Genomic DNA, 23,851 nt, shown 5'->3' on the forward strand with positions numbered 1-23,851 from the left:
CATGTCTGCCCACGCTACGCTCACCGACGAACTGATCGCCTTCCTGCAAGGTGGCCGCCTGCTTGCCCTGGCATCCAGCGACGCCTTCCTCTCGCCCACCATCGCACCTGCATTGGCCTGCCTGGTCGACGAGGACAAGCGTACCCTGACCGTGCTGTTGTCGCGCAAGCAGGCCGGTCGCCTGCTAGCCGATATCGCCGGCAACCCACATATCGCCTTGCTGGCCAGCCAGCCGGGCCAAACACAAAAACTGCAGCTGAAAGGCCGTGATGCCCAGGAAGTCACCCTGCCGGCCAACGCCCAAGCCTGCATAGAAGCGCAGCGTGAGGCCATAGCCGCAGAGCTGCTGCCGCTAGGCTTTGGCACCCGCTACAGCTATGCCTTGTGCGACGATCAGCAAGACTTGGTTGGCGTACGCTTCACCCTGGCTGAGCTGATACGCCCACTGGCCGGCATGCTGCAAAGGAGCGCCGCATGAGCCGGCTTGACGCAGAACAGGTACGTGCCTGCCTGGAAGGCAGCCTGCCCGCCCAACTGGCCACCAGCTCGGCCACGGGCGTGCCCGATATCTGCGAGTTGGCGCAATTGCACTTTGTCGACGCCAACCATATCGCCCTGCCCTATTGCTATACCACTACGCTACGCGAGAACCTGCTGGGCAATCCGCGAGCGGCCGCCTCCGTGGTGCATCCCGATACCGCAGCACGCTACCGGCTGGCTATCGAATACCTGCGTACCGAGTCGGATGGCCCGGTCTATACCGCCATGCAGGCACGGCTCAACGGCATGGCCCAAGGCGTGCCCCTGCTGGGTGCCGACATCTGCCGGGTACTGACGGTTGAAGCCCTGCCCGGCCCGCAGTTGCCGCTGCCGCCCGCCCCCTGCAATCGCCTGGCAGCAGTACGGCTGCTGTCGCAGAAGCTGGCCGCTGCCGATGAACTCTCGCAGGCGTTCGATCTGGTACTGAACAGCCTGGCCGAACTGATGGGCATGGATCACGCCCTGGTGCTCTGCGTGGATGAGTCCGGCCGCTGGCTGTATACCGTGGCCAGCCGAGGCTATGCCCAGTCTGGCGTGGGGTCAGAAGTGGAGATAGGCCGTGGCATGATAGGCAGCGTCGCCCAACTGCGCATGCCCATACGGATCAGTGGCCTGGCCAACGATTACAATCTGCCGGCACTGCAGCGCATCCCCCCCTTGCTGGGCACCGACATCCCCATCCCCGCCCTGCATCACCCGCACAGCCGCCTGGCCGTACCGATAGAGGCCGGTAGCTGGCTGGCAGGTGTGCTGTATGTGGAAAGCGCCGAATCGCGCCGCTTCGATTTCGAAGACGAAGACGCCCTGGTCGCCATCGCCCAGCAACTGGGCCTGGCCATGCGCTGGCTCACCCGGCCCACCGAGATCGCCGAGCCCCTGCCCGAGCCGCCTCGCAGCGCGCCGGTTGCCATCGGCCCCACGGTCACCATACGGTACTTTGCTGCCACCCAAAGCGTCTTCCTGGACGATGACTACCTGATCAAGGGGGTAGCGGGCGCCGTGCTTTGGTTGCTGCTCAACGATCACCAGCGCGAAGGCCGCAGCGAATCCAGCAACCGCGCCCTGCGGCTGGACCCACGCCTGCGCCTGCCCGACTTTGATGACAACCTGGAAACCCGCCTGCTGCTGCTGCAGCGTCGGCTGGCAGAGCGGTGCGACTGGCTGGGTCTGGAAAAACTCGGCCGTGGCCGTTTCCGCCTGCGGCTGGAACGCCCAGTGCGCCTGGTAGACGGTGAAGTGACCAGCGATGCCTGAGCGCTTGTGAAGCTGTATCGTTGCAAAGCGGGAGCCAAGACCAGCAACGCTCCCGCGCAACACACCTGAGATTAGTACCGTAACACCGGGGACATCACACGGGCTCAGGCAGCACTCGTGCTACCCCCGATGCCGCAGCACATTGAATACAAACAGCACCACTGCCAGCAACACCATGACGCTGCCTATGGCAATCACCGGCTGAGCCGCGCCTTGGCCCCGCGCAAACAAGGCCAGGGCCACCAGCATCAAGGGGGTGCCGCTGTTGTAGAGCCAGAAATGCACATGCGCCATGCGGCTTTGCCCAGCATGGGGAAAGAAATGGTAGACCAGCCCTGTCAGCGTCAACGACACCCAGCCCAGCAGATGCACATGGGCATGGACAGAGCGCAGGGCGTAATCCTGGCTTACTCCCATCTGTACGCCCAGGAAGATAGCCACCAGAAAGTAAACCAGCGCCAGGTAGACCCAGGTTTTGGCATGTGCGTGCATCACGATCGGTCCCTACAAAAGGCAGACAAAAAAATAGGCCGCAGTTGCGGCCATAAAAAACCAACCCGGTTTCTCGGCTTACGCCGGATTGGTGTTCCGCCTCGACAGGGGAGCGAGGCAGAATACGGAGCAATCGGTTCAGTTGTTGCTCAGCGCCACCGTCAGGCGACCCCAATCCTTGGGGGGCAACAGGGCGCGCAGCATGGCCAGCACGCCATCAAACACTTCGGCAGGAGCGCCATGCCGCAGCATTTCGCCCAGCATCAGGGCGCGCTCATCGGGGGCCAGGTTAGGTACGGTCCAGCGCAGCAGGGGCAGCATGCGGTCAGCCGGCACCGCCGCCATCACCTCACGCTCCAGCGCCACAATCTCGGCGTCGCTATGGGTCTCCCACAGCACCCGGTTGTTCACGCTTTCCTCAATCGCCATATGTTCAAAGTTGTCCGCCACGAACATGGCCAACTCGCGGTACAACCACTCGCCTGCACTCTCCAGGTTGTAGTTGTTGGCCGACTCCACCGTGGTCGCCACATCGTAGAGTTGCTCAATGGCATGCATATGGGCGGCATAATTGACTTGCGCCTGGCGGGTTGAACCCGGCTGGCGCGATTCCATGGCGGTATGGATCAGGGCATGTTCCTGTTCCAGATGGGCCGAACACACACCCAGCAACTCGCGTACCGCCATCAGGCTGGCACTACGGTTGGCGATATCGCGCCAGTCGGTACGGCCAACCTCGAGCAACACATGGCTCAGGTAGGCGCGCAGCCCCTTGTGCATCAGGGCGTAGATGTCGTAACGGCGATAATTGGCTTGCATGCTTTGTTCTCCCACCCCGGCTTAGGTGCCGAGTAAGTGAGATGAAGTGTGCATGCTGGGCGTCAAGCGCTTTGCTAAATCGCCGCTAATTAAGACTTAAGAATTCCCTAAGAGCCTAACCTGATAGTCTGAATACAAGTCATTGATAGGTACAAAGGGGCTGGGCCTCCCCCCGCTCAAGCCATGCAATCCCCACTCTGCCGTGCCTGTGGTGGCGGCGCCTGGCCCGGCAGCGCCATCGCATAGTGCAGTGACAGCAACTGCCAGCCTTGCGGTCCCAACTGCCATTGGCCGCTGTTCACCCCCACGCCATCGGCTTGCACCTGGTCGGCGCGGCGGCGGCTTTCCACCACGCTATAGACTTCGGCATGGGCACCATAACGGCGTATCTCGCGGTGTACCTCGCACTCATACAGCGCCTCTGGGGCAGGCGCTTTCAGCAAGGCCAGAAACTCGCTGCCAGACCAGGCCTTGATATCCAGGTTGGCCGTGCGCAAGCTCTGCCCCCAGACTTGGGCCTGCGGGTGCAGCAACGAGCCCAGCAGCCCGATATCGGATGCCTCGCCCGCCTTATGGCTGATTGCCCGCCACAAGGCGCTGTGCTTTTGCTCCAGCTCCAACTGGCTATGCGCCTCGACTTGGGGGCCTAGCGCCTTGAGCAATGCGGGCCAACTGATGCGATAGAGCTGCGACAAACCGGCGGCATGCTTACCAGGCCTGGTTGAGGCAAATATCAGCCACTGGCCATCGCTGCTGACTGAAGGGGTGAATTCAAAGCCAGGGCCATTGATAGGCTCAGGCAGGCGGATAGCAGGCCCAAAGCCCGCACCAACACGCTCAGCCATGTAGATATCCGCATCACCACGGTTAGCGCCGGCATGGCGGTCACTCCACCACAGTGCATAGCGGCCATCAGGCGTCAGCGTAAAATCACTATTGGATGGCCCCTCATTCACAGGCACTGGGAGTGCCAGCGGGGCGCCATAGCCACCATCGGCCAACCGGTCACTACGGTATACCGACAGCTTTCCCGGGCCCCCAGGGCGGTAGGAGGCAAAATACAGCCGGTCGCCATAGCGCTCCGGCCCCAGCTCATAAGCCTTGCTTTGCAGCGACTCGCTCAGGCGCCGTGGCGCACTCCATTGCCCGTCGGACAAGGTCGACTCATACATGTCCAATTGCCCCAGGGCCTGCTCTCCCGCCGCCGGTCGGTCAGAAATAAAGGTCAGTGTCTTGCCATTGCTGCTCAGGTGCGGGTCTGAATCACGCCAGCGGATATCAGTAAACGGCATGGGCTGGGGCGCTTGCCACTGCCCATCAACCCGCTGCTGCCAAAATAGCCTGGATTGCTTGAAGCCCGCCGCAGAGCGCGCAAAAACGCGCACATCGCGCAGCTCCTGCAAGTTATAGCTTTGCGTAGCCGGATCGCTTGGCCCCAGCTGCATGAGCTCCACGGGTAGTACAGCAGCCTGGGCCCATCCGCACAGGCTCAGCCCCACAGCCAGTGTCAAGCTTGATTGCATATCTTTGCCTCCTCATAGGCGGTTTTTGGTAGCGCTAGACCGCGCAAGGCACGCGAAGCTCCCAGTAGTTGCCATCAGTAATACACCTGCAGCTCGGTTCGCCCCTCCACGATCCAGCTCATCAGCGCCACCTTCTGGTGCCCGTAGCCTCTCTGCACGCGCGACAGGCACTGCATAGCCGTATGGAACTGCCCCAGCTCCCGATTGATTTCGGCCGCCAGCAATTGCTGCAGCTCTCCGCCTATTACCAACAGGCTCAGCAAGCGCTGGGCGTTGATCAGGAACAAGGGCTCTATGCGCAGCCATTCACGGCCGGGCTCAGCCCGCCGCAAGTCGTTGTGGTGGCGCCACTGCTGCAGGCGCAGGTCCATTTCATCGTCGGGGACACCCTCTGCCATGCCAGCCAGCGCAGTTTCGACCAGGTCCGCCGGTAGCTCTTCGGCCAGCGGCGCCGCCATAAAGCGCTCCAGCTGGGCCAGTTCCCGCGCCTTGCCAAATCGCGGCAGCAGCCGCCAGCCATCGTTCACCTTGAAATCCAGCGCCTCTATGCTCGATGGCAGCACGCCCACCTCGACCGCATCACGGCGCCGGAACAGCTCCCGGCAGACAGGGCAGGCAACGATGTCCACAGGGGTAGACCAGAAAGCATGCCGCACGCGCAGGTCAGACCAGACCTCCGCCGACTGCCTTACTGCCAGATCCAAGGCCTGGCAGCGCAGCCAGGCACGGCAATGCGTACACGCAACAACCTTGGTGGAACCAGGCCGCATTTTTTCCCCTGAAACTGTTTTTATGGTGGCCTGCAATATGAGCCAGAGACGCACACCGTGGTGTGCACCCAACCGATTTGATGACAGCCGATAGCGCCATGAAAGAGGCCAATACTAGCCGAATCGTCCGCATCGTCCCTCCCCCAAATGGATGAAAGCCCGCAAACTATTGCACGATAGTGCAAGTATCGAATATCACCCGTATCGACCAGCGGTGCCGCGCTACCCGCCAAGTTCACGCGCAACTCCTATGCTTGCAGAGGGAATTGCCAGGAGGCCCCATGCCCAAGCTCGCCGTCATCCTGCTACTGCTGCCACTGCTTGCCCAGGCCGCGCAACCAATACGGCTGGCAACCGGTGAATGGCCGCCTTACGCTGGTGCCACCCTGCCCCATGGCGGTCTGGCCGAGCACATCATCACCAGCGCCTTTGCGGCCTCCGGCCAGTCGGTCAGCTATCTGCGCCTGTCCTGGAAGCGCGGCCTGGAGATGGCACGGCAAGGCAAGGCCGACGGCGCCATCCTGTGGAGTTGCCGGGATGAAGCCTCCCAACCCGATTACCTGGTCAGCCAGCCCGTCATCCGCAGCGAGGTCGTCCTGCTACGGCGGGTGGGTCGGGTGCTGGATCTGAAACACCCCGACAAGGCGCGCGGCTTCAGGCTGGCCTACCCCGATATGTATGCCTACGAAGGCATACCCGCCTATGCCCGCTTGCTGAAGGCCAGCGGTATCCCGCCACTGATACTGAGCAGCGACCAGGCCGGCATACATGCCCTGCTCAACGATCGCATCGACGCCTACCCGGTAGACCGGCAGGTCGGCCTGTACCTGTTGCATCAGGCTGCACCCACCGTCTGGCAGGACATGGTCACCCAGCTAGCCCAGCCCCTGAGTCAGCATGATCTATGTGTCTTGCTGTATCGCCGCCACCCCAAGGCCAGCAATTGGCTGGCCGCCTTGAACCAGGGCCTGGCAAGGCTTAGATCCAGCGGCCAGATTGACCGTTGGCAGGCGGAACTGGCCACCCCACGTAAAACTGCCCCGCCTGGGCATACCAGTACGGGGCAGTAGACACTATCAAGCAACGGCCAGCGGTGCCGGCAAAGGCGCCAGGCAGGCCTTGCTACTATCAGCGATTCACTTCAAACGTCAGCGTATAGCTATAGCTACGGGCTGGCGGCGCCTCGCTGCGGTCGCGCTGCGGTGCCGGATAGTTGGTCAGTAGTACGTACACGCCTGGCTTGTCAAAGCTCACCTTGGCGCGCCCATGGGCGTCCGTCTTCAGCTCGGCGTATTCCTTCTTCTCGTCATAGAAATTACCGGCGCGGGCAATCTCTACGGCGACATTCGGCAGCGGCTTGCCATCCTCCAGCAGCTCAAACTCGAATCCCTGATCCAGATACAGGTCATTGGGGTGATTGAGCGGGCGCAGTTCAAAACCCTGACCGCCGGGCTTGGTGGTGGCCTCGCTAGGCGCACCCTTGCTGACATACACCTCGGCACGGCTGAGATTACGCACTTCGGTAATCTTGGCATCCTTGGGTACGGCAGCCTCATCCACAAAGCGCGGCGGACGGGGCGGCTGGGCCGGCGTAGCGGGTGCCGCCGCAGGCGCGGCAGCAGCGGGCGCAGCAGGCGCAGCCGGGCGCGGTGTAGCCGCATTGTTGCCCATATTGGCCGGGCGTATCACCCGCCAATTACCTTCTATCAAGGCATAGCGGCTGACACGGGCATGTTCATCGCCCAAGGTGATCTTGTAGGTACCCTTCTCGGTCACCGGCGCCTCAATCACGCTGTAGTCCTTGAGCGTAGTCACCGTCTCCAGCTTCTGACGGGTGCCTGCCGGGCTGACCGAGTAAAAGCTTGCACCCCGTATCGGGCCGGTAGGGACAAAAAACACCTCGTTGCCTATCGCGCCCTGTATCGATACATAGTCCCGCTTCACTTCAAAGCTGGTCGGCAGCAGGTAGGGGCCGCCATGCGCCAACACCGTCGGCGCCGACAGCATCGCCAACACCCCAGCCCAAACTGCCGATTGCCTGATCTGCCCGCCTGCTCGCTTCATCACGATGGTGCCCTTTCCAGATACCCGGTTCGCATTAAAATATGCATGAATGATATTGAAACGAATTCTCATTTGCAAGACAATCACGCCCTGTCGCCATTCCAATTCAGCCCTAGCCAGCGGGCATCGTCCTACAGGGAGAAACCACTCATGCAGCGCACCCCATGGCCTTTGCGCCTTACCTTGGGCAGCAAGCTCCTGGCCGCCGCCGGCCTGCTCCTACCCCAGGCCAGCCAGGCCGCCTCCCTGCCAGCCATGCCCGCAGCCCCCCCCGCCACGGCCAGCCAAACCCAGGTCGCCCCACATTGGCGCTTTCACCGCGATCACGTGCTGGGCACTTCATTGGATCTGATCACCGTAGGCGGCAACGAGGCCACCGGCCGTGAAGCCCTGGCCGTGGCACAGGCAGAGATAGACAGGCTCGATAGGGTGCTGAGCCGCTACCGCGCCGATAGTGAACTAGCCGCGCTCAACCAGTGCGAGCAGATGCAGGTATCCGAAGCCTTGTATGAGGTGGTGGCCGCCTGCGAGCAATGGCGTACCCGTACCCAGGGCGCCTTCAGTGCCCGCCTGGGTGTGGCACTGGCGCTATGGCAGGATGCCGGCCTCAGCGGCAAGCTCGATACCGATGCCATCGCCCGTGCCGTGGCAGCCGCCGAAGCTGCCGAGGTGAAGCTGGACCCCAACAACCGCACCATCACGCGCCCCGCCGACGTCGTGTTCGCGCCCGATGCACTGGCCAAGGGCTATATCATCGACCGTGCCCTGCAAGCCGTGCGCAACCAGGTCGAAGGCCTGGATGGCCTGCTGATCGATATCGGCGGCGACATCCGCAGCTGGGGCCGCGCCCCCCATGCCGGCGGTTGGCAATTGGGTGTGGCACAGGCAAACCAGCCACAGGACAACGCTCCACTGGTCGCCACCCTGCAACTGGGCAGCAAGGCCGTCGCCACCAGTGGCCGTGGCCAGCGCGATATTGAGATCAATGGCATGGCCCATGCCCATATCGTCTCCCCACAAACCGGTGCCGCCGTCAGCGAAGTCAGCAGCGTCACCGTGGTTGCCGACCGCGCCGCCGATGCCGACGCCCTGTCCACCGCCTTTGCCGTCATGCCGGCTGCGCAAAGCCTGGCCCTGGCAGACCGCCTGCCCGGCGTAGCCACCCTGCTGCAACTGGCCGATGGCAGCCAGCTGCAATCCGCCGCCTGGCAAGGCCTGGCCACAGAACGCAACAGCCTGGCACCCCGCTTCATCCATACTGCCGACGCCGCCACCGCCCCATGGCCTGCCGGTTTTACGGCCAGTATCGACTACGAAGTCCCCAAGATAGAGGCCGAGAACTACCGCGCCCCCTTTATCGCCATCTGGATCACCGACCAGAATCGCGCCATCGTTCGCAACCTGACCCATCTGGGCAACCAGGAAAAATGGATAGATTCCAACTACGTCTGGTGGCGCCGCTATGGCCGCAAGATAGAAAAGCTCGACACCGTCACCAAGCCCACGCGCAAGCCCGGCAAATACTCGCTGGCCTGGGATGGCACGGACGAAGCCGGCCGCAAGGTGGGCCAGGGTAAATACCTGGTCCATATCGAGGCCGCGCGCGAACACGGCGGCCATACCTACCAGACCTTCGAAATCGAACTGGGCAGCAAGCCGCTGAGCCTGCCGCAAGCAGCCAAGGACGAGCTCGGTGGCGTGGTACTACGCTACGGCAAATCCGCCTGAGCCCCGTAGAGAGCCCAATAGCCGCAACCCTGCCTGGTAGCGCAAGCACGCCTTGCACTGCCAGGTGCCGCCCAAGCCCGCAGCACGCCAGCCTAGCCAGGCGTGCGTGGCAGGCGCCAATGCCCAATAAGGCCCACATCATCGCCACCGGCGGCAGCCTTAACCCTTCTGCCTACGCCCGGCGGCAAGGACTTCAGTAAGGCAGTCGCCAGCTCCCTGCTACAAGGCCATGCCCTAACCCGGCCACCGCGTCCCTTCCCGCCCATCATGACCGACACCTCCTCCCGCCCCCGCCTGGACAAAAGCTGGCTCTACCGCCAGTCGCGCATGCTGCATGCCTATCTGTCCGCCTTCGCCTTTATCGCGCTGATGCTATTCTCACTCTCCGGCCTGCTGCTGAACCACCCAGACTGGTTCAAGGGCAAAGCCGACAGCCTGGAGCACACGATTACCCTCACACCAGCCGAGTTGGCCGAAGCCCAGCGCAGCGACGACCCAGTCCGCGCCGCCGCCGCCATCGTGGCCGAACGCCTGCCGCTCAAGGGCGAATACAAGAGCGGCGAACTGATGGACAGCGAGGCCCAGGTACGCTTCGAAGGCGTCAGCGGCAAATCCGACCTGTTCATCAACCTGCAGGATGGCCAGGTAGAAGCCACCGTAGAAGCCGCCACCCTGACCACCATGCTGCACGACCTGCACCGCGGCAAAAACAGCGGCGCCGCCTGGAGCTGGGTAATAGACCTGACCGCCATCCTGACCCTGCTGTTTTCGCTGCTGGGCTATGTGCTTTTCTTCAGCCTGCGCTTTCGCCTGGCTACCAGCCTGAAGCTGACGACGGTAAGCCTGGTGATATTGGGCGGGATTATTGTGGTGTTTGTGCCTTGAGGCAGGCCGCTGCAAACCAGAAACATCATAAAGGGGATACACCCTTGTTTAAGGCATGGGTAGTATCAGCAAGCGGCCTATTCAATGCTGCGCGTTTCATTCAGCACTGTGCGAGCCAGAAAACCGGAAGACGGGCCTGCACCGGCTGGTGACACACTGGCTGGGTAACAGGTCGTGACATTTTTGATTTGTTCGACCTTTATAGCTTGCCGACCATCACACGTCACCATAACCTCAAACGCCCAGAACTCGAACGAATCGCTAAGCGAGCGCCCCACCTGCAGATTACCTTCTTACTCTGACATCTCGCGGTAGCGGACACGCAAGTCCGCGTCGGCTGACAATGGGTGTTGATGCAAGACACAAAGAGGCCAATGAGGCTCGGCGGTCCCAAGCAATGCAGCACGCTTGGTTCTGGTTACAGTTTCGGCAGTCTGAGTCGTATGTTGCGTTGAATGGCCATAAACCCAGACAGTTTCTCAAAGCCACCAAAGAAAAATCCGTCAACCAAGATAACAAACAACGCGGTTGTTCCCTACGCGAGAGCCACGACAGCAGGATGCATCTGCTTACACCAGCTTCCTGCTACCTAGCAAGTGCGAAGAAACGTGAGTGACCAAGCAGTACTGGTGCCAACTACCACTACAGATCGGCATCAAACCACGCGCTGAGCCTCCGCCATATTGCACAAGAGTTTTCCTGTTACCCTGTGTGCCGGTGCTTTTGGGGACGCCCTGGAGCCAAGTCACTGGAAACCAGCGCTCAGCCAAGTGAAGCTCTACGACCATCAGCGATAAAGAAATCATTCGGGCCGGGTAGTTGCTATACTGCCTGCCAAGGCAAATACATGAACTGGCAGGCGCCAAGAGAAGAGATGGCACCAACCAATTTATTGAATTATCGATTGCACATTGGATTAACTTAATCAACGGCGGATTTTCAATCCAACCAATTGAAATGCAATTCAGCATCGACAGACAAACAGAAAGGCATCAAGCATGAAAAAAATATTCATATTAATCGGCATTATCCTGACTTCAGGATGCGCCACAGTCTCATCGAAACAACAGGATCCAACCTTACTGAAAGATACACATGGTTTAGTTTATGTAAAGCATACTGGCGGCATGCTTAATGCGCATCAAGAGACCGTGCTACGATCGCGAAAGACGGGGGAAAAGTTTACTCTCTACCCAACCGAAGCATATGCTGCAACCGCTTCGCGCTGGCTACCTGCTGGTGAATATGATGTGGACGGCATGTTCAAGGATAGCAGCCCACACTATACACCCATCAAAGTAGAGGCTGGCAGAATGACTGATCTCGGGGGATTGATGTTCTTCGATTTAGGTAATTACGAAAGAACCTTGCTGCCGTTTCGACACCCAGAATTAACCCAGCAGGCAACGACCTTCGCCGAGCAACATGCAGCAGTTCTTGTGTCGAGAGAGCGCATCGATTGGCAACCTGATCGCCCTCCGCCTGCGCAAGCCACACCCTCAGGAACATCGGGGGTTGGATTGGTCGCAGATGTGCTGATGAATATCTCCCAGCATGCCAATCGTCCTAGCCTTAACAAGCAACTAAAGGAAGCCGACTCCATTCAAAAATTCTATGAATTGGTCCGTATCCATCAAATACCCTGGAGCAGTGTCGGCAGCGCTGAAAACCAAGGCGTACAGTATTTTGGAGCCTCGTTAGGACAAATCCGAACCCGAGATGCGGCAGGCGCCTGGCACGCAATAGATACCGGCACCCTATCGCAAATCAATGCGATATATGCTCAGGAAAAACGTATTGTCGCAATTGCAGAGAGCGGCGAGATTCGTACCACGGATGAAATTCATCAGAGTCCATGGCATGCCATCGGCAAACTTCCGGAAAACTTGACTCCCTTCGGAATACACAAACTGGGTAGCGAATTCATCATTGTAGCAGGCAATCGTCATCGGCCAGATATGAACGTCGGATGGAATGCGATCCATATCTTCTCTACCGTATCGGGAGATTTCTCTAACCTCAAGGAGATAAAAAACATTAAACGATCGCACTTCTTTATCTTGCCGCAAGCCTACATTTATAATGAAAATTATTTCTTGAGCATGGAGACCGATATACAACGCTACTCCCCTCGTGACGGAGTATGGGATACTATCTATCCAGGGCATCGCACTACCCAATTTCTTCTAGCTGCCGAGACAGGTTTTCTAACCGCGTTCGAAGAGAACGGAGTATTCTCCAAACTAAGTGTGTCGTCCGACCTAGGACAAAGCTGGGAAAAGATAACACAGCCTTCTTATCCAACCTTTGAAGTTGCGTTCCATGACAAGGAACACGGACAGGCCATCAGGGCCAATCCCGGCGCCTTTAGCTCTTCTTGGGAGCTGGTGCAATTCAACGTTAATAGCAATCGATGGGATACCATATCCGAGAGCCCTAAGGGATTATGCCGCCGCGTGCTGAGTGATATAAGAAAACGGAATTTCTATTGCTTTTCCGGCATCGGAGATATTTTCAGATTCTCCCCGGGAGAATTGACGGCTGAGTCTTTGCTGAAATAAGCGACGATATGAATTTCCGACGCGGATGCACACAATAGTTGGCAGCGCCAATTAAAACAGACAGACGGTATCAAAAGGTGGTGCTGCATGTGTGGAAAATTCAGTATGGCAAATACTCCCAGAACAGCCCCGCTTCCTCCATGCGGCGGGCTTCGCCTTGCTCAGACCGCACGACCAATTCACCACACAACTGCGGGTTGCGTCGGATATAGTATTAGTCCAACCCGGAGTATGCAGAGCTACTAGCAAAACACTAGCGTTGCCACTCCTTGCTGGGCAGCTTATAACCAAGTTGCCCAGCCTCTACTCTCAACCCGGCGTTAAATTCCACAAGCATCGCCACCTCCTCTACGCTAGCGATGCGACACGGCGCATGAGGCCTCGCATCCCTGGCCATCCACGCAGTTTTTACAAACTGTAACCTTTTGCCCGAGCTTGCCGTCGCCAGCTTGAGCGATACTGGCGATGAATTCTCATTCCCATTCGAGCCATGTATACCGCACAGTCCCAGCACGCCAGCTTCGCGCTGCAACTCACCGCCCTGACCCTGGCCTGCCTAGGCGCCTGGGCAGAGGAAACCCCTCGCCCGCCTGCCGCCGCCAATACCCAGGCCGCCCCAGTGGCCGAGGAGATCAAGGTCACCGGCAAGGCCGCCAATGAGGGCGATATTCGTCGCAATCAGCCTGCCAGCAAGATCATCGTCGGCCGTGATGAGCTGGACAAGTACGGCGACAGCACCGTGGCCGAAGTATTGAAACGCCTGCCTGGCGTCAGTGTCGGCGGCGGGCCGGGCCGTGGTGGTGGCATACGCATGCGCGGCATGAGTGAGGGCTATACCCAGATATTGATCAACGGCGAACCGGCTGCCCGTGGCTTCTCGTTTGACTCGCTGTCGCCCGATGCCATAGAACGCATCGAGGTTATGCGCGCGCCGACGGCCGAGCACAGTGCCCGCGCCATTGCCGGCACCATCAATATCGTCCTGCGCGAGGACTACAAGGCCAAGCAACCCAGCCAGCTGCGCATGGCGGTGAGCGAAGAGGACGGCCGCCTGCAGGGCAGGCTGGATGTGCAATGGGGCGCCCAGGTAGATGCGCTCAACTACAACATCGGCGGCGGTTACAACCGCAACAGCCGCAGCAATGACAGCAGCGGTAGCCGCCAAGGCACGGATAGCCGGACAGGACTCACCTACGACGAGGTCACGGCCAGCCAGAGCAGCGGTAGCGGCTACCACCTGAACTTCTCGCCCAGGCTGACTTGGCGCGTCGAGCCGGGCAACACCGTCAGCCTGCAAACCTTTCTGATGCGCAATCAAAGCAGCAGCGACGGCCTCTCTACCATTACCCGGCTTAGCGGCCCGGCCGCCGATTACGCCCGCGCCGAATCCCAGGGTGAATCCGAATCCACCATGTTGCGCGGCTTTGGTAACTGGAAGCGTAATCTCAGTGAAGGGGCCAAGCTCGATGTGCGCTTCGGCTTCAATAGCAGCCGCTCGGATAGCGAAAACCAGCGGCAGGAGTTCCTGGCTGACGGTAGCCGCAAGGAAATCCGCCTGGACGACAGCGAGATACAGGAGGCCGGCTTCAGCACCGGCGGCAAATGGTCACGACCGCTGGGCGAGGACCAAAGCATGGCCATGGGTTGGGATCTGGAGCAAAGCCGCCGCGAGGAACACCGGGTAAAGCTGGTCAACGGCCTGCCCGAGGTGGCTGACGCCGGTGACCAGGTGGTGGCCCGCGTGCGCAAGCTGGCGGCCTTTGCCCAAGATGAATGGAACCTGGGGCCGCAATGGTCAGCCTATGCCGGCCTACGCTGGGAGGGTATCCGCACCGAGAGCGAAGACGCCTTGGGCAGCACCAGCAGCAACAGCAGCGTCTGGAGCCCCATGCTGCATGCGGTGTACCGTATACCCGGCAGCAGCAAGAACCAGTTGCGCGCCAGCCTGACCCGTAGCTACAAGGCGCCCAATACCCGTGACCTGATAACCCGCCCGGTGCTGTCAGACGAAGAAAACAGCCGCAGCGACCCCGACCGCGCCGGCAACCCCAACCTCAAGCCGGAACTGGCCTGGGGCCTGGATCTCGCCTATGAACATTACTTCAGCCAGGGCGGGCTGGTCAGCGCCAGCCTGTTTAGCCGTCAGATAGAGGGCTTGATACGGCGCGAGACCCAGTTCGAAGCGGCGAACAATGGCCGCTGGGTATCCCGCCCCCGCAATGTGGGCGAGGCCACCAGCTACGGCATAGAGCTGGAGGCCAAGCTGCGTCTGGCCGAGATCATGGACGATGCCCCACCCATCGATCTGCGCGCCAACTACAGCCGCTATTGGTCAAGGGTGGACAATATACCCGGCCCCGACAACCGCCTCGATGAGCAGGTGCCCCAGTTGTTCAACCTGGGGCTGGACTACCGTTTCAAGGCCATGCCGCTCACGCTGGGCGCCAGCCTTAATCTGGTGCCGGCCTATACCAACCGTACCGACGTCGATGAATGGCGGGATGTCGATGCCAAGCGCCAGGTTGATATCTATGCCCAGTGGCGCTTCAGCCCGGCAGTCCAGCTGCGGCTGGCCGGCAACAACCTGCTGCACCAGGATTACGAGACCCGCAGCCGGCAGACTGGCACAGGTGCGGTGCAGAGCCGCAGCATAACGCCCTCCTATACCCAATGGACCATGATGCTGGAACTCAAGTTCTAGCCCGGTAAGCAGCATGGCCCAAGCCCCGGAAAGCAGCTTGGGCCAGCCTCACCCCGCCGTCAGGTAACGCACGCTATGCGCCTCGCTGGGCAATACCACCTCCCAGCGGTGCAGCATGCGCAGCAAGCCGGCATTGCTGAGGGTGCTGTCCCGCCGCCGATTACGCTCAAGCAGTGTACGCTCGGTATGCTCCAGGTAGATCACCTCTACCGTGGCGCCATAGGCAAACAGCAGGTCCAATGTCTTGGCACGCATCTGCCGCGACAGGTGGGTGGCATTCCAGACAAAATCGCTGCGCGCGCGCAGCAGTGCCTTGGCCTTGTCCACCGCATGATGTGCAGCACGCCCATCGTTCTCGCCATATTTCAGGCCCAGTTCCTCCCGCGCATCGTCAAACCCCACCAGTGGCAAATCCTTGCAGTGCTGCGCCAGCCAGGTGCTCTTGCCGGTAGCCGGCAAACCGCACATCACCGTGACCTGCGATCCTGGCTCGCGGTGATACGCATAGTCCGGATGGACATCGTCGCCATTGAAGTAGCGCATGCGGGTATGGCTGTCGGCAAAGGCCCGAGCCTGGGTATAGCACCCCTCTTCCCGCGCCAGCTCGCGGAACAGCTCGATATACAGCAGCACCTCCTCCGCATCGGCGCAGTAGCGCCCTCGCATGTCGGCCTCCGCCAGGGCGGCCAGCTCGGCAAGGCAGAGCTCATGCGACAACTTGCGCACGATGAACTCGGCGGTCTGGCCAGAGCGGCTACCGCGCAAGGCGTAGAACGGTAGCTGGTGTACGGCAATCAGGCGGCAAATGGCCTCGCGCAGTGCAAACGGCACGCCGCTGCGCCAGAGCAGGATGCGGGCATCCACCGCGCCACGGCCCGAGTGCCCAGGCTGGCCTATATGGCCGGTGACGGCATCCACCGTGGTGGTCGCCGGCTTGGCAATATCATGCAGCAAGGCCGCATAGAACAACACGAAGCGTCGCTCGGCATCGGCCTGGGCATAGTCCTCGCCTGCACACAGTGCCTGCACCACCATACGGGTATGCGTCCACACATCGCCCTCGCCATGGTAACGCGGGTCTTGCGGGGTGCGGGCCAAGGGCAGCAAACAGGGCAAGGCCGCCAATATCGCCTGCCAGTCCGGCTCGGCCCCTGCCTGCGCTACCAGTTGCTGCAGCTCGGCATAGGCCGGCCCACGCAGATTCACAGGCTGCTTGAGTACGGCCAGGTTGTCCGCCTGTATCAAGGTCAGCAAGTCCATACGGCCTCCCGCTGCCCAGCCCAGCCATGGCTCAGCTGAGGCGCAAACAGATCCACCCCCGGTGCCAGCCGGTTGGCAATATAGGGTTGTTCGGCATGATGGCGGCCCGAATCCAATATCGTCTGCACAAAATCGCGGCGTACCCATTTGTAGCGTGCCACGGTGCGCCCATCCTCCTCGACCTTGATGTACAGCCCTTCTGCCAATTCGGAACGATCGGTCTGCCGCCAGGCCTGTGACAGGTCCAGCCCGCCCAGGCGAACGTCGGCCTCGAAGGCCATACGCCAATCCGCCGTGCGCGCCAGCGAGGGCTGCAGCAAATCCAGCAACGCTTCCAACCGCCTAGGGGCCTCACCCGCATACAGCGCCGGCACCGGCAGCACAGGCATGCCAGCCAACAGGGCATGGCGCTCTGCTGTCGCCAGGAAGCACTGTCGTGACCAGTCCCAGATATCAAATTCGCAAAAATAGTGCGGCAGGCAGTCGTAGAACACCGAATGCTTTTTATGCAGCCATTCGCCAAACATCAGGTAGCGGTCTTCCAGGCCTGCCAGCAAACCTTGCTCGTGGGCTGTCGCCCAGCGCTTATAGAGATTGAACTGGCGTTCGCGGCCACCACCGCTCAGGTAATGACCACGGCTTTGCAGCAGCAGTTCGCCACCGGCAGAGAAACTCAGGCCGGCGTTGCCACCATCGAGTTTTTCTTCCACCACGATATAGCGGCCTGCCAGCGTACTGTAGGGCACCTGGTCATGGCCCTCATCCCCGGCCTGCAGGCGCGAGCCTTGCAGATGGGGGGTGCGAGGGTATTTCAGTAAATCGAGGTTGCGTACCTCAAACAGGGATTGAGTCGTCATGATCGTCTCCGTAACAAATTTCGGAGCCGACGACTGGCGCACAGGGCAATCCACTCAGGCCGGAGCCTGGCAGTGCGTGCGCGGGATTAACAGAGGAAACAGAAGCTTTCCGCAGGCACAGCAGGGCGATTACGCGTAGGCGCCATCGTCACACTGCTATACAGGGTGTCGTCGGCATCAGGCAATGATGGTGGACGTGCGGGGCACTTCGTTCTCCTTGATGGAAGGGGGTTGCGTGGTGAATGCGGTCAAGCACCGCATCAGTGCCGCGCATGGTAGCGGCATAAGCCAAAACTGCCAAGGCCTTTGGCAAGGCAGCAAGCCCAATGTGTCAGATCTTATCGGGGCTGCCTGCCGCCTTACTCCGATAGCCATTGGTGCAACAAGCCATAGACGCGCTCGTCGTGCAGCAGGCCCATATGCCCCACCGCCCCCAGGCGTACCCGGGCAATATCGCCATGCAGGCCGGTTTCGGTAGCGCTACCCAAGGTGACCAAGCCATCGCCCAGCAGGTGGCCGAGCAGATGGTTGGGGTTGCTGTGGAGATTCCCGGCAATAAAGCGATAGGCGATGCCCTCCAGCAAGGGTGGGGTCTTGCCCCGCCAGGCAGGGCTGCGCAGGCCCTGCCCCAGGTTCTTGATGCCTATGCTGCGCGTTTGCGCTATGCGCCCCAATGGTGCCGTAATGGGTGTGGCATTAAGCGCCAAGGTGGCCAGCCTGCCCAGTTGCTCCAGCCTGGCCCCCTGGTGTGGCGATCCCAGGCAGATGACCTTGCTGACCTTGGGCAACCAGGCCAGCTGCTGTTCGTGTGCGTGCTGGCACGCCGCCCGAGCCAGCAAGCCCCCCATGCTGTGTCCCAGCAGCACAATCTCGTCCAGCCCACCCGGCCAGTTGCGGCTGAGCAGGGTCAGCAGCGCGGCCAGGCGCTGGCTGTTGTCGTCTATGGCCAGACCGCTGTTGTAACGTACATACAAGGGGGCATAGCCGAGATCCGCCTCCAGCCGGCTGCCATAGCCCGCCGCCATGGCAGGACCAGGCGACCAGCACGATTCATCGCAGCTGAGGCCATGTATCAACAGGCACACCCGCCTGGGTGGCTCGGGCCACCAGGCGGCCAGTGTATCGGGCGCCACCGCTATCGGCCTGCCATCAGCAAACAGCCCCATCTGGTAGCCCAGGCGACTGTCGCTATCGGCCAGATGGTCACCGAACACCCCATTGACAGCACTGCGCACCCCCACGGCCAGGCGACCTGCAGGCCCATCAGGTGCCGGCAGCAGCCTGTCTGATGCCAGGATAGCGCGACTCCCCAGGCTGGCGACCGCGCCATAGACCTTGCCCGCAATACCGTCATGCACCACCTGTACCAAGCGGGATGGCAGGGCGAGAAAAGGTATCCGCGCCAACACCGAGAACGGTACTCGGGCAATAGCATGGTGCATTTCCGCCACCCTGGCCGTGGTCTCGGTCAAGGCCTGTGCCAGCAAGGGGGCGTAGTTGGCGGCGTCTTGGTGCGAAGGCACTTCGGCGGAGGTATTGGGCATGATCACCTTCCAGTGAGAAATCCGCGCACCCTCAAGATAACGGGTCGCAGCAGCTGGTTAGGGCCAATCTGCACAACAAAGGCCAGACGGGTTTTGTTCGCTGCTATTGGCACCACGCTACGCGCTTTTCCATCTAATGCAACGAGCATTTTGGGGGCGAGACCCATACCGCTACCACTTACCAAGCAATAAAAAAGCTGCCCTCGGTGAAGGCAGCTTTTGTTGTCGCAGGTAACGCTTACTTGGCGCCCAGCAATTGCTTCTTCAGGTCACCGCTGACAGGGTCGCTACCCAGCCATATCTTGAGCAGCGCACTGGCGAAATCATCGCCAGCAATCACATCCTTCACTTGGCCCTTGACGGTGATCTGGGTGCCCTTGCCAGGAATGAAGTCGAGGGCGATCACGTCACCGGTATTGACCTTCTTCACGGCCTGGAAAATCGCATTCATTTCCTGGATGCGCGGCTTGAACTTGGCAAACTCGGCACTGCTGGTATTGTCTTCCAGCCCGTCGATAAAGGAGGCATGCAGATCTTCTGCATCCACATTACGCAGCATGGTGATTTGCATGCGCCGTGGGGTGGCCGCATTGATCACGGCATTGGCGTCGCCGGACTTCTGCGCCAGGTAGAGCGCGCCGACATAGACCTTGGCCACGCCGTACTTGACGCGCACGCCACCACCATTGAGCGCCAGGTCGCTATTGGCCACCTTGACGCCATCATCCACCTTCACGCCACCGATTTCGGCAGCGCCCGCGGCCATGCTGGCCGCCATCAACATTACTGCAACCGCTTTTTTCATATTTTCTCGCTCCGTTTCGGTTTGTGCGGACTATGCCGCCAGAAGGGTGTCTTGATTGGCTGGGGTCAGCGCGTGCTGCGCAACCGGCAGGCCACCCAATAGCCCTGAAAAGCGTGCCCCGTATCATAGCCGATACAGCGCGGCTGTAAAAAAGGCCGGATGGGATTATCCCGTCCGGCCCTGATTCTGGCTCAAGCTGGCTTTACAGCGCCTGAATGATGCCTGCGGCGCCCATGCCGGTGCCGATACACATGGTCACCATGCCGTACTTGCCTTGCTGGCCATGGCGACGCATGCCGTGCACCAGGGTAGCGGTACGGATGGCGCCGGTGGCGCCCAGCGGGTGGCCCAGGGCAATGGCGCCGCCCAGCGGGTTGACCTTGCTGGTATCGAGGCCCAGGTCGCGAATCACGGCCAGCGCTTGCGCGGCAAAGGCTTCGTTCAGCTCCATCCAGGCAATGTCATCCTGCTTGAGGCCGGCCACCTTCAGCGCAGCGGGAATCGCTTCCTTGGGGCCGATACCCATGATCTCGGGCGGCACACCTTTGACGGCAAAGCCCACATAGCGAGCCAGCGGTACCAGGTTGAACTGCTTGAGTATCTTCTCGGACACAATCACCACGGCTGCGGCACCGTCGGACATCTGCGAGCTGTTACCGGCAGTGACCGAACCCTTGGCGGCAAACACCGTCTTGAGCTTGGCCAGGCCTTCCATATTGGTGCCGGCACGTGGGCCTTCGTCGGTGTCGAGTATCTTCTTGATGATCTCGACTTCGCCGGTGCTCAGGTTGGGATTGCGGTAGATGGCTTCGATCGGGCTGATTTCCTGCTTGAACTCGCCACCTTCGATCGCTGCAATGGCGCGGCGGTTGGATTCCACCGCGAAGGCGTCCTGATCGTCACGGCTCACCTGCCACTGCTTAGCCACCTTCTCGGCGGTCAGGCCCATACCGTAGGCAATGCCAAGGTTCTCGTCCCGGGCAAAGATTTCGGGGTTGAGCGACACCTTGTTGCCCATCATGGGCACCAGCGACATCGATTCGGCACCACCAGCAATCACCACATCGGCCTCACCCATGCGGATGCGGTCTGCGGCGATCTGCACGGCATTGATGCCGGACGAGCAGTAGCGGTTGATGGTCAGGCCGCCGGTAGTGTGTGGTAGGCCAGCCAAGAGGGCCGAGATACGGGCCATGTTGAGGCCTTGCTCCGCCTCGGGGAAGGCACAGCCAGCGATCACGTCTTCCACCAGGGCCGGGTCCAGCGTCGGCACTTGGGCCATGGCTTCACGGATGGTATGGGCCAACATGTCGTCGGGGCGGATAAAGCGCATCATGCCGCGCGGGGCTTTGCCTACCGGCGTGCGCGTGGCAGCGACGATATAGGCTTCTTGAACTTGCTTGGTCATGTCAGTTCTCCAAATCTGGTACGACTCTCTGGAGAGAGAGGGCCTGCGGCTGGCGCAGGCCACCCTCCCCCGTTTCGAGGGGAAGGGTCGAATTAGTTACGCAGCGGCTTGTTGTACTGGAGCATGTAGGCAATACGCTCCTGGGTCTTCTCGTTCTTCAGCAGGGACAGGAAGCCCTTGCGTTCCAGATCGAGTATCCACTGCTCGTCCACCAGCGTACCGGCTTCGACATCACCACCAGTGATGATGTCGGCGATCAGCGCGCCGATATGGTAGTCGTGCTTGGAGATAAAGCCGCCTTCCATCATGTTGATCAGCTGGCCCTTGATCGAAGCCGCACCCGAGCGGCCTGCAACCGGGAAGCCCTTGATCTTCAGGGGCGCACGGTAGCCGGATTCGGCCATGGACAATGCCTGTTGCTTGGCCACATGCAGCAGCTCGTACTGGTTGAACACAATCACATCCGAGTCACGGAAGAAGCCCAGATGCTTGGCCTCCTCGGCGCTCTTGGCCACGTTGGCGGTGGCGATGGTCATGTAGCGATCCTTCAGTGCGGCAAACACGTCACCACGGGCCTCTTGTGCAGCGCGCAGGGCGAATTCCTTGGTGCCACCGGCGCCAGGCAGCAGGCCCACGCCCACTTCGACCAGGCCGACATAGCTCTCCAGGTGTGCCACCACGCGGTCCGAGTGCAGCGCCACTTCGCAGCCGCCGCCAAACACATAGCCACGGGTTGCCGACACCACCGGAATCTGGCTGTAGCGCAGACGCATGGTCATGGCCTGGAAATCGCTCAGCATCTTCTCGATGCTGGCCCAGTCACCCGCCATAAAGGCAGGCAGCATGGACGACAGATCGGCGCCGACCGAGAACGGCTCTTCCGGATGCCACACCACCACGCCCTTGAACTGGGCTTCGGCAATGTCGATGGACTTGTTGATGCCTTCCAGCACGGCCGGGCCAATGGCGTGGGCCTTGCTCAGGAAGGAGATCACCAGCACGCCGTCGCCAGAGGTCCAGGCGCGCACACCTTCGTTCTCGAACACGGTTTCGCCGTACACCGGTGCGGCTTCGCCGACCAGTTGCGCAGGGAACAGCTGACGCTGGTAGACATCCAGCTTGGAGCGCGGCACCAGCGCGTTCTTGCTGGCGCTGAACGAACCCTCAGGCTGATGCACGCCATCACGCTCGAACACCCAGGCAGGCAGGGGCGAGCTGTTGATGGTCTTGCCGGCTTCGATATCGGCCTTCACCCACTCGGCAACCTGTTTCCAGCCAGCGGCCTGCCAGGTCTCGAACGGGCCTTCGTTCCAGCCAAAGCCCCAGCGTATGGCCAGGTCAACGTCGCGGGCATTGTCAGCCACGGTGTCGAGATGGAAGGCAATGTAATGGAACACATCGCGGAAACAGGCCCACAGGAACTGGGCTTCCGGATGCGCGGATTCGCGCAGCTTGAGCAGACGCTTGCCCGGATCCTTGATCTTCATCAGCTCCTTGACCGCGTCGTCGCCCTTCTTGTTGGCTTCGACATAAGCACCGGCAGCGGGATCCAGCACCAGCTTGGTCTTGCCTTCACGCTTGTAGATACCGACCTTGGTCTTGGCACCCAGCGCGCCGGCTTCGATCAGCTTGGCCAGCCATTGCGGCGACTGGAACAGGCTATGCCAGGGGTCGTTGGGCAGGGTGTCCTGCATGGTCTTGACCACGTGGGCGAAGGTATCCAGGCCCACCACGTCGGCAGTACGGAAAGTCGCCGACTTCGGGCGACCCAGGCGCGGGCCGGTTAGGTCGTCAACAATGTCGAAGCGGATGCCAAATTTCTCGGCATTGTGGATGGCCGCCAGCATGGAATACACACCGATGCGGTTGGCCACGAAATTGGGGGTATCCTTGGCGCGGATCACGCCCTTGCCCAGGGTGGTGGCCAGGAAGGCTTCCAGCTGATCCAGCATCTCGGCATCGCTGGTCACGCAGGGGATGATCTCCACCAGGTGCATGTAGCGGGGCGGGTTGAAGAAGTGGATGCCGCAGAAGCGCGCGCGCATGCTTTCAGGGCAGCCCTCAGCCAGCTTGTTGATGCTGAGGCCGGAGGTATTGGTTGCAAAAATGGTCTGCGCACCCAGGTGCGGAGCAACCTTCTCGTACAGGCCCAGCTTCCAGTCCATGCGCTCGGCGATGGCTTCGATGACCAGGTCGCAATCCTTCAGCAGGTGCAGGTGCTCATCATAGTTGGCCGGGGTGATGAAATCGGCGCGGCCCTTGGAGGACAACGGTGCCGGGTTCTGCTTCTTCAAGGCTTCGATGGCCTTGAGCGCGATACCGTTCTTGGGGCCTTCCTTGGCCGGGAGGTCGAACAAGATGGCCTCCACATTGGCATTGGCGAGGTGGGCAGCGATCTGCGCGCCCATCACGCCGGCGCCGAGTACGGCCACCTTGCGGACGATGAATTTGGATTGGGACATGGTATTCCTCGATTTTGGGGAGTCGATCGGGGGCTCGCAAAATTCAACCGCGATGTTCTTGGGGGCAAAAACACCCGCCTCAGAGCCTATCCAGTTTGCTTAGTGTAGACATTAATGCAAACGTTCGTTTCTGCCAAGCGCTTGCTCGATAATTTGACAAACTTCGGCGATTGAATTT

The 23,851-nt window shown here is 60.7% G+C and carries 18 protein-coding genes; 7 read left to right on the plus strand and 11 right to left on the minus strand.

What is annotated here, in order from left to right; all coding sequences use genetic code 11:
• Position 1: 1 nt before the first annotated feature.
• Positions 2-478, plus strand: coding sequence for a hypothetical protein (locus V7714_RS10985; protein ID WP_335709760.1), 477 nt, complete (start codon positions 2-4; stop codon positions 476-478).
• Entirely contained in the window at positions 475-1,794 is a 1,320-nt protein-coding gene (locus tag V7714_RS10990) for a GAF domain-containing protein (protein ID WP_335709761.1), read from the plus strand. Before V7714_RS10985 ends, V7714_RS10990 begins: the two co-directional genes overlap by 4 nt.
• Positions 1,795-1,914: 120 nt before the next feature.
• Here the strand turns inward: V7714_RS10990 and V7714_RS10995 are convergent, their stop codons facing one another.
• From V7714_RS10995 to V7714_RS11010, 4 genes are all read right to left on the minus strand, one after another.
• On the minus strand, positions 1,915-2,286 hold the full coding sequence (locus V7714_RS10995; RefSeq protein WP_335709762.1) for a hypothetical protein: 372 nt from the start codon (positions 2,284-2,286) through the stop codon (positions 1,915-1,917).
• 138 nt (positions 2,287-2,424) lie between these two features.
• Entirely contained in the window at positions 2,425-3,105 is a 681-nt protein-coding gene (locus tag V7714_RS11000; RefSeq protein ID WP_335709763.1) for a hypothetical protein, read from the minus strand.
• A gap of 176 nt (positions 3,106-3,281) precedes the next feature.
• Entirely contained in the window at positions 3,282-4,628 is a 1,347-nt protein-coding gene (locus V7714_RS11005; protein WP_335709764.1) for a TolB family protein, read from the minus strand.
• A 74-nt stretch (positions 4,629-4,702) separates the two neighbouring features.
• Complete coding sequence (locus V7714_RS11010) at positions 4,703-5,398, minus strand: hypothetical protein (protein ID WP_335709765.1); 696 nt, start codon at positions 5,396-5,398, stop codon at positions 4,703-4,705.
• 281 nt (positions 5,399-5,679) lie between these two features.
• Between V7714_RS11010 and V7714_RS11015 the strand changes: the two genes are divergently transcribed.
• The gene (locus V7714_RS11015; protein WP_335709766.1) at positions 5,680-6,468 is read left to right on the plus strand and encodes a substrate-binding periplasmic protein; all 789 of its coding nucleotides are present in this window, start codon (positions 5,680-5,682) and stop codon (positions 6,466-6,468) included.
• A 58-nt stretch (positions 6,469-6,526) separates the two neighbouring features.
• On the opposite strand, the gene V7714_RS11020 is transcribed toward V7714_RS11015, so the two are convergent.
• The gene (locus tag V7714_RS11020; RefSeq protein WP_335709816.1) at positions 6,527-7,462 is read right to left on the minus strand and encodes a DUF4198 domain-containing protein; all 936 of its coding nucleotides are present in this window, start codon (positions 7,460-7,462) and stop codon (positions 6,527-6,529) included.
• A gap of 150 nt (positions 7,463-7,612) precedes the next feature.
• On the opposite strand from V7714_RS11020, the gene V7714_RS11025 reads away from it, so the two are divergent.
• The 4 genes from V7714_RS11025 to V7714_RS11040 all read left to right on the plus strand — a co-directional run bounded on the left by V7714_RS11025 (position 7,613) and on the right by V7714_RS11040 (position 15,337).
• Entirely contained in the window at positions 7,613-9,190 is a 1,578-nt protein-coding gene (locus tag V7714_RS11025; RefSeq protein WP_335709767.1) for a DUF2271 domain-containing protein, read from the plus strand.
• Between the two features lie 267 nt (positions 9,191-9,457).
• Positions 9,458-10,075, plus strand: coding sequence for a PepSY-associated TM helix domain-containing protein (locus tag V7714_RS11030; protein ID WP_335709768.1), 618 nt, complete (start codon positions 9,458-9,460; stop codon positions 10,073-10,075).
• A gap of 998 nt (positions 10,076-11,073) precedes the next feature.
• The gene (locus V7714_RS11035) at positions 11,074-12,636 is read left to right on the plus strand and encodes a hypothetical protein (RefSeq protein ID WP_335709769.1); all 1,563 of its coding nucleotides are present in this window, start codon (positions 11,074-11,076) and stop codon (positions 12,634-12,636) included.
• Between the two features lie 490 nt (positions 12,637-13,126).
• Entirely contained in the window at positions 13,127-15,337 is a 2,211-nt protein-coding gene (locus V7714_RS11040; protein ID WP_335709770.1) for a TonB-dependent receptor plug domain-containing protein, read from the plus strand.
• 48 nt (positions 15,338-15,385) lie between these two features.
• Here V7714_RS11040 and V7714_RS11045 read toward each other — a convergent pair whose 3' ends face one another.
• From V7714_RS11045 to V7714_RS11070, 6 genes are all read right to left on the minus strand, one after another.
• Positions 15,386-16,597 (minus strand): AAA family ATPase, encoded by a 1,212-nt coding sequence (locus V7714_RS11045; protein WP_335709771.1) that lies wholly within the window; start codon positions 16,595-16,597, stop codon positions 15,386-15,388.
• A complete protein-coding gene (locus tag V7714_RS11050; protein ID WP_335709772.1) occupies positions 16,585-17,454 on the minus strand; it encodes an RNA ligase family protein in 870 nt (289 codons plus the stop codon). Before V7714_RS11050 ends, V7714_RS11045 begins: the two co-directional genes overlap by 13 nt.
• 359 nt (positions 17,455-17,813) lie before the next feature.
• Positions 17,814-18,998: an esterase/lipase family protein gene (locus tag V7714_RS11055; RefSeq protein ID WP_335709773.1), complete on the minus strand. Its 1,185-nt coding sequence runs from the start codon at positions 18,996-18,998 to the stop codon at positions 17,814-17,816.
• A gap of 238 nt (positions 18,999-19,236) precedes the next feature.
• Positions 19,237-19,803 (minus strand): chalcone isomerase family protein, encoded by a 567-nt coding sequence (locus V7714_RS11060; RefSeq protein ID WP_335709774.1) that lies wholly within the window; start codon positions 19,801-19,803, stop codon positions 19,237-19,239.
• Positions 19,804-20,005: 202 nt separating this feature from the next.
• Positions 20,006-21,211, minus strand: a complete 1,206-nt coding sequence (locus V7714_RS11065) for an acetyl-CoA C-acyltransferase (protein ID WP_335709775.1) — start codon at positions 21,209-21,211, stop codon at positions 20,006-20,008.
• 92 nt (positions 21,212-21,303) lie between these two features.
• The gene (locus V7714_RS11070) at positions 21,304-23,673 is read right to left on the minus strand and encodes a 3-hydroxyacyl-CoA dehydrogenase/enoyl-CoA hydratase family protein (protein ID WP_335709776.1); all 2,370 of its coding nucleotides are present in this window, start codon (positions 23,671-23,673) and stop codon (positions 21,304-21,306) included.
• Between the last annotated feature and the right edge of the window lie 178 nt (positions 23,674-23,851).

Origin of the sequence: Chitinimonas sp. JJ19, assembly GCF_036961565.1 — a bacterium.
Classification (GTDB): Bacteria; Pseudomonadota; Gammaproteobacteria; order Burkholderiales; family Chitinimonadaceae; genus Chitinimonas.

Coding starts and splice junctions, on each gene's coding strand:
- V7714_RS11060 (WP_335709774.1), bottom strand. CDS start 19,803: ATGAAAAAAGCGGTTGCAGTAATGTTGATGGCGGCCAGCATGGCCGCG.
- V7714_RS11015 (WP_335709766.1), top strand. CDS start 5,680: ATGCCCAAGCTCGCCGTCATCCTGCTACTGCTGCCACTGCTTGCCCAG.
- V7714_RS11000 (WP_335709763.1), bottom strand. CDS start 3,105: ATGCAAGCCAATTATCGCCGTTACGACATCTACGCCCTGATGCACAAG.
- V7714_RS11045 (WP_335709771.1), bottom strand. CDS start 16,597: ATGGACTTGCTGACCTTGATACAGGCGGACAACCTGGCCGTACTCAAG.
- V7714_RS11070 (WP_335709776.1), bottom strand. CDS start 23,673: ATGTCCCAATCCAAATTCATCGTCCGCAAGGTGGCCGTACTCGGCGCC.
- V7714_RS10995 (WP_335709762.1), bottom strand. CDS start 2,286: ATGCACGCACATGCCAAAACCTGGGTCTACCTGGCGCTGGTTTACTTT.
- V7714_RS11050 (WP_335709772.1), bottom strand. CDS start 17,454: ATGACGACTCAATCCCTGTTTGAGGTACGCAACCTCGATTTACTGAAA.
- V7714_RS11065 (WP_335709775.1), bottom strand. CDS start 21,211: ATGACCAAGCAAGTTCAAGAAGCCTATATCGTCGCTGCCACGCGCACG.
- V7714_RS11035 (WP_335709769.1), top strand. CDS start 11,074: ATGAAAAAAATATTCATATTAATCGGCATTATCCTGACTTCAGGATGC.
- V7714_RS10990 (WP_335709761.1), top strand. CDS start 475: ATGAGCCGGCTTGACGCAGAACAGGTACGTGCCTGCCTGGAAGGCAGC.
- V7714_RS11055 (WP_335709773.1), bottom strand. CDS start 18,998: ATGCCCAATACCTCCGCCGAAGTGCCTTCGCACCAAGACGCCGCCAAC.
- V7714_RS11010 (WP_335709765.1), bottom strand. CDS start 5,398: ATGCGGCCTGGTTCCACCAAGGTTGTTGCGTGTACGCATTGCCGTGCC.
- V7714_RS10985 (WP_335709760.1), top strand. CDS start 2: ATGTCTGCCCACGCTACGCTCACCGACGAACTGATCGCCTTCCTGCAA.
- V7714_RS11005 (WP_335709764.1), bottom strand. CDS start 4,628: ATGCAATCAAGCTTGACACTGGCTGTGGGGCTGAGCCTGTGCGGATGG.
- V7714_RS11020 (WP_335709816.1), bottom strand. CDS start 7,462: ATGAAGCGAGCAGGCGGGCAGATCAGGCAATCGGCAGTTTGGGCTGGG.
- V7714_RS11040 (WP_335709770.1), top strand. CDS start 13,127: ATGTATACCGCACAGTCCCAGCACGCCAGCTTCGCGCTGCAACTCACC.
- V7714_RS11030 (WP_335709768.1), top strand. CDS start 9,458: ATGACCGACACCTCCTCCCGCCCCCGCCTGGACAAAAGCTGGCTCTAC.
- V7714_RS11025 (WP_335709767.1), top strand. CDS start 7,613: ATGCAGCGCACCCCATGGCCTTTGCGCCTTACCTTGGGCAGCAAGCTC.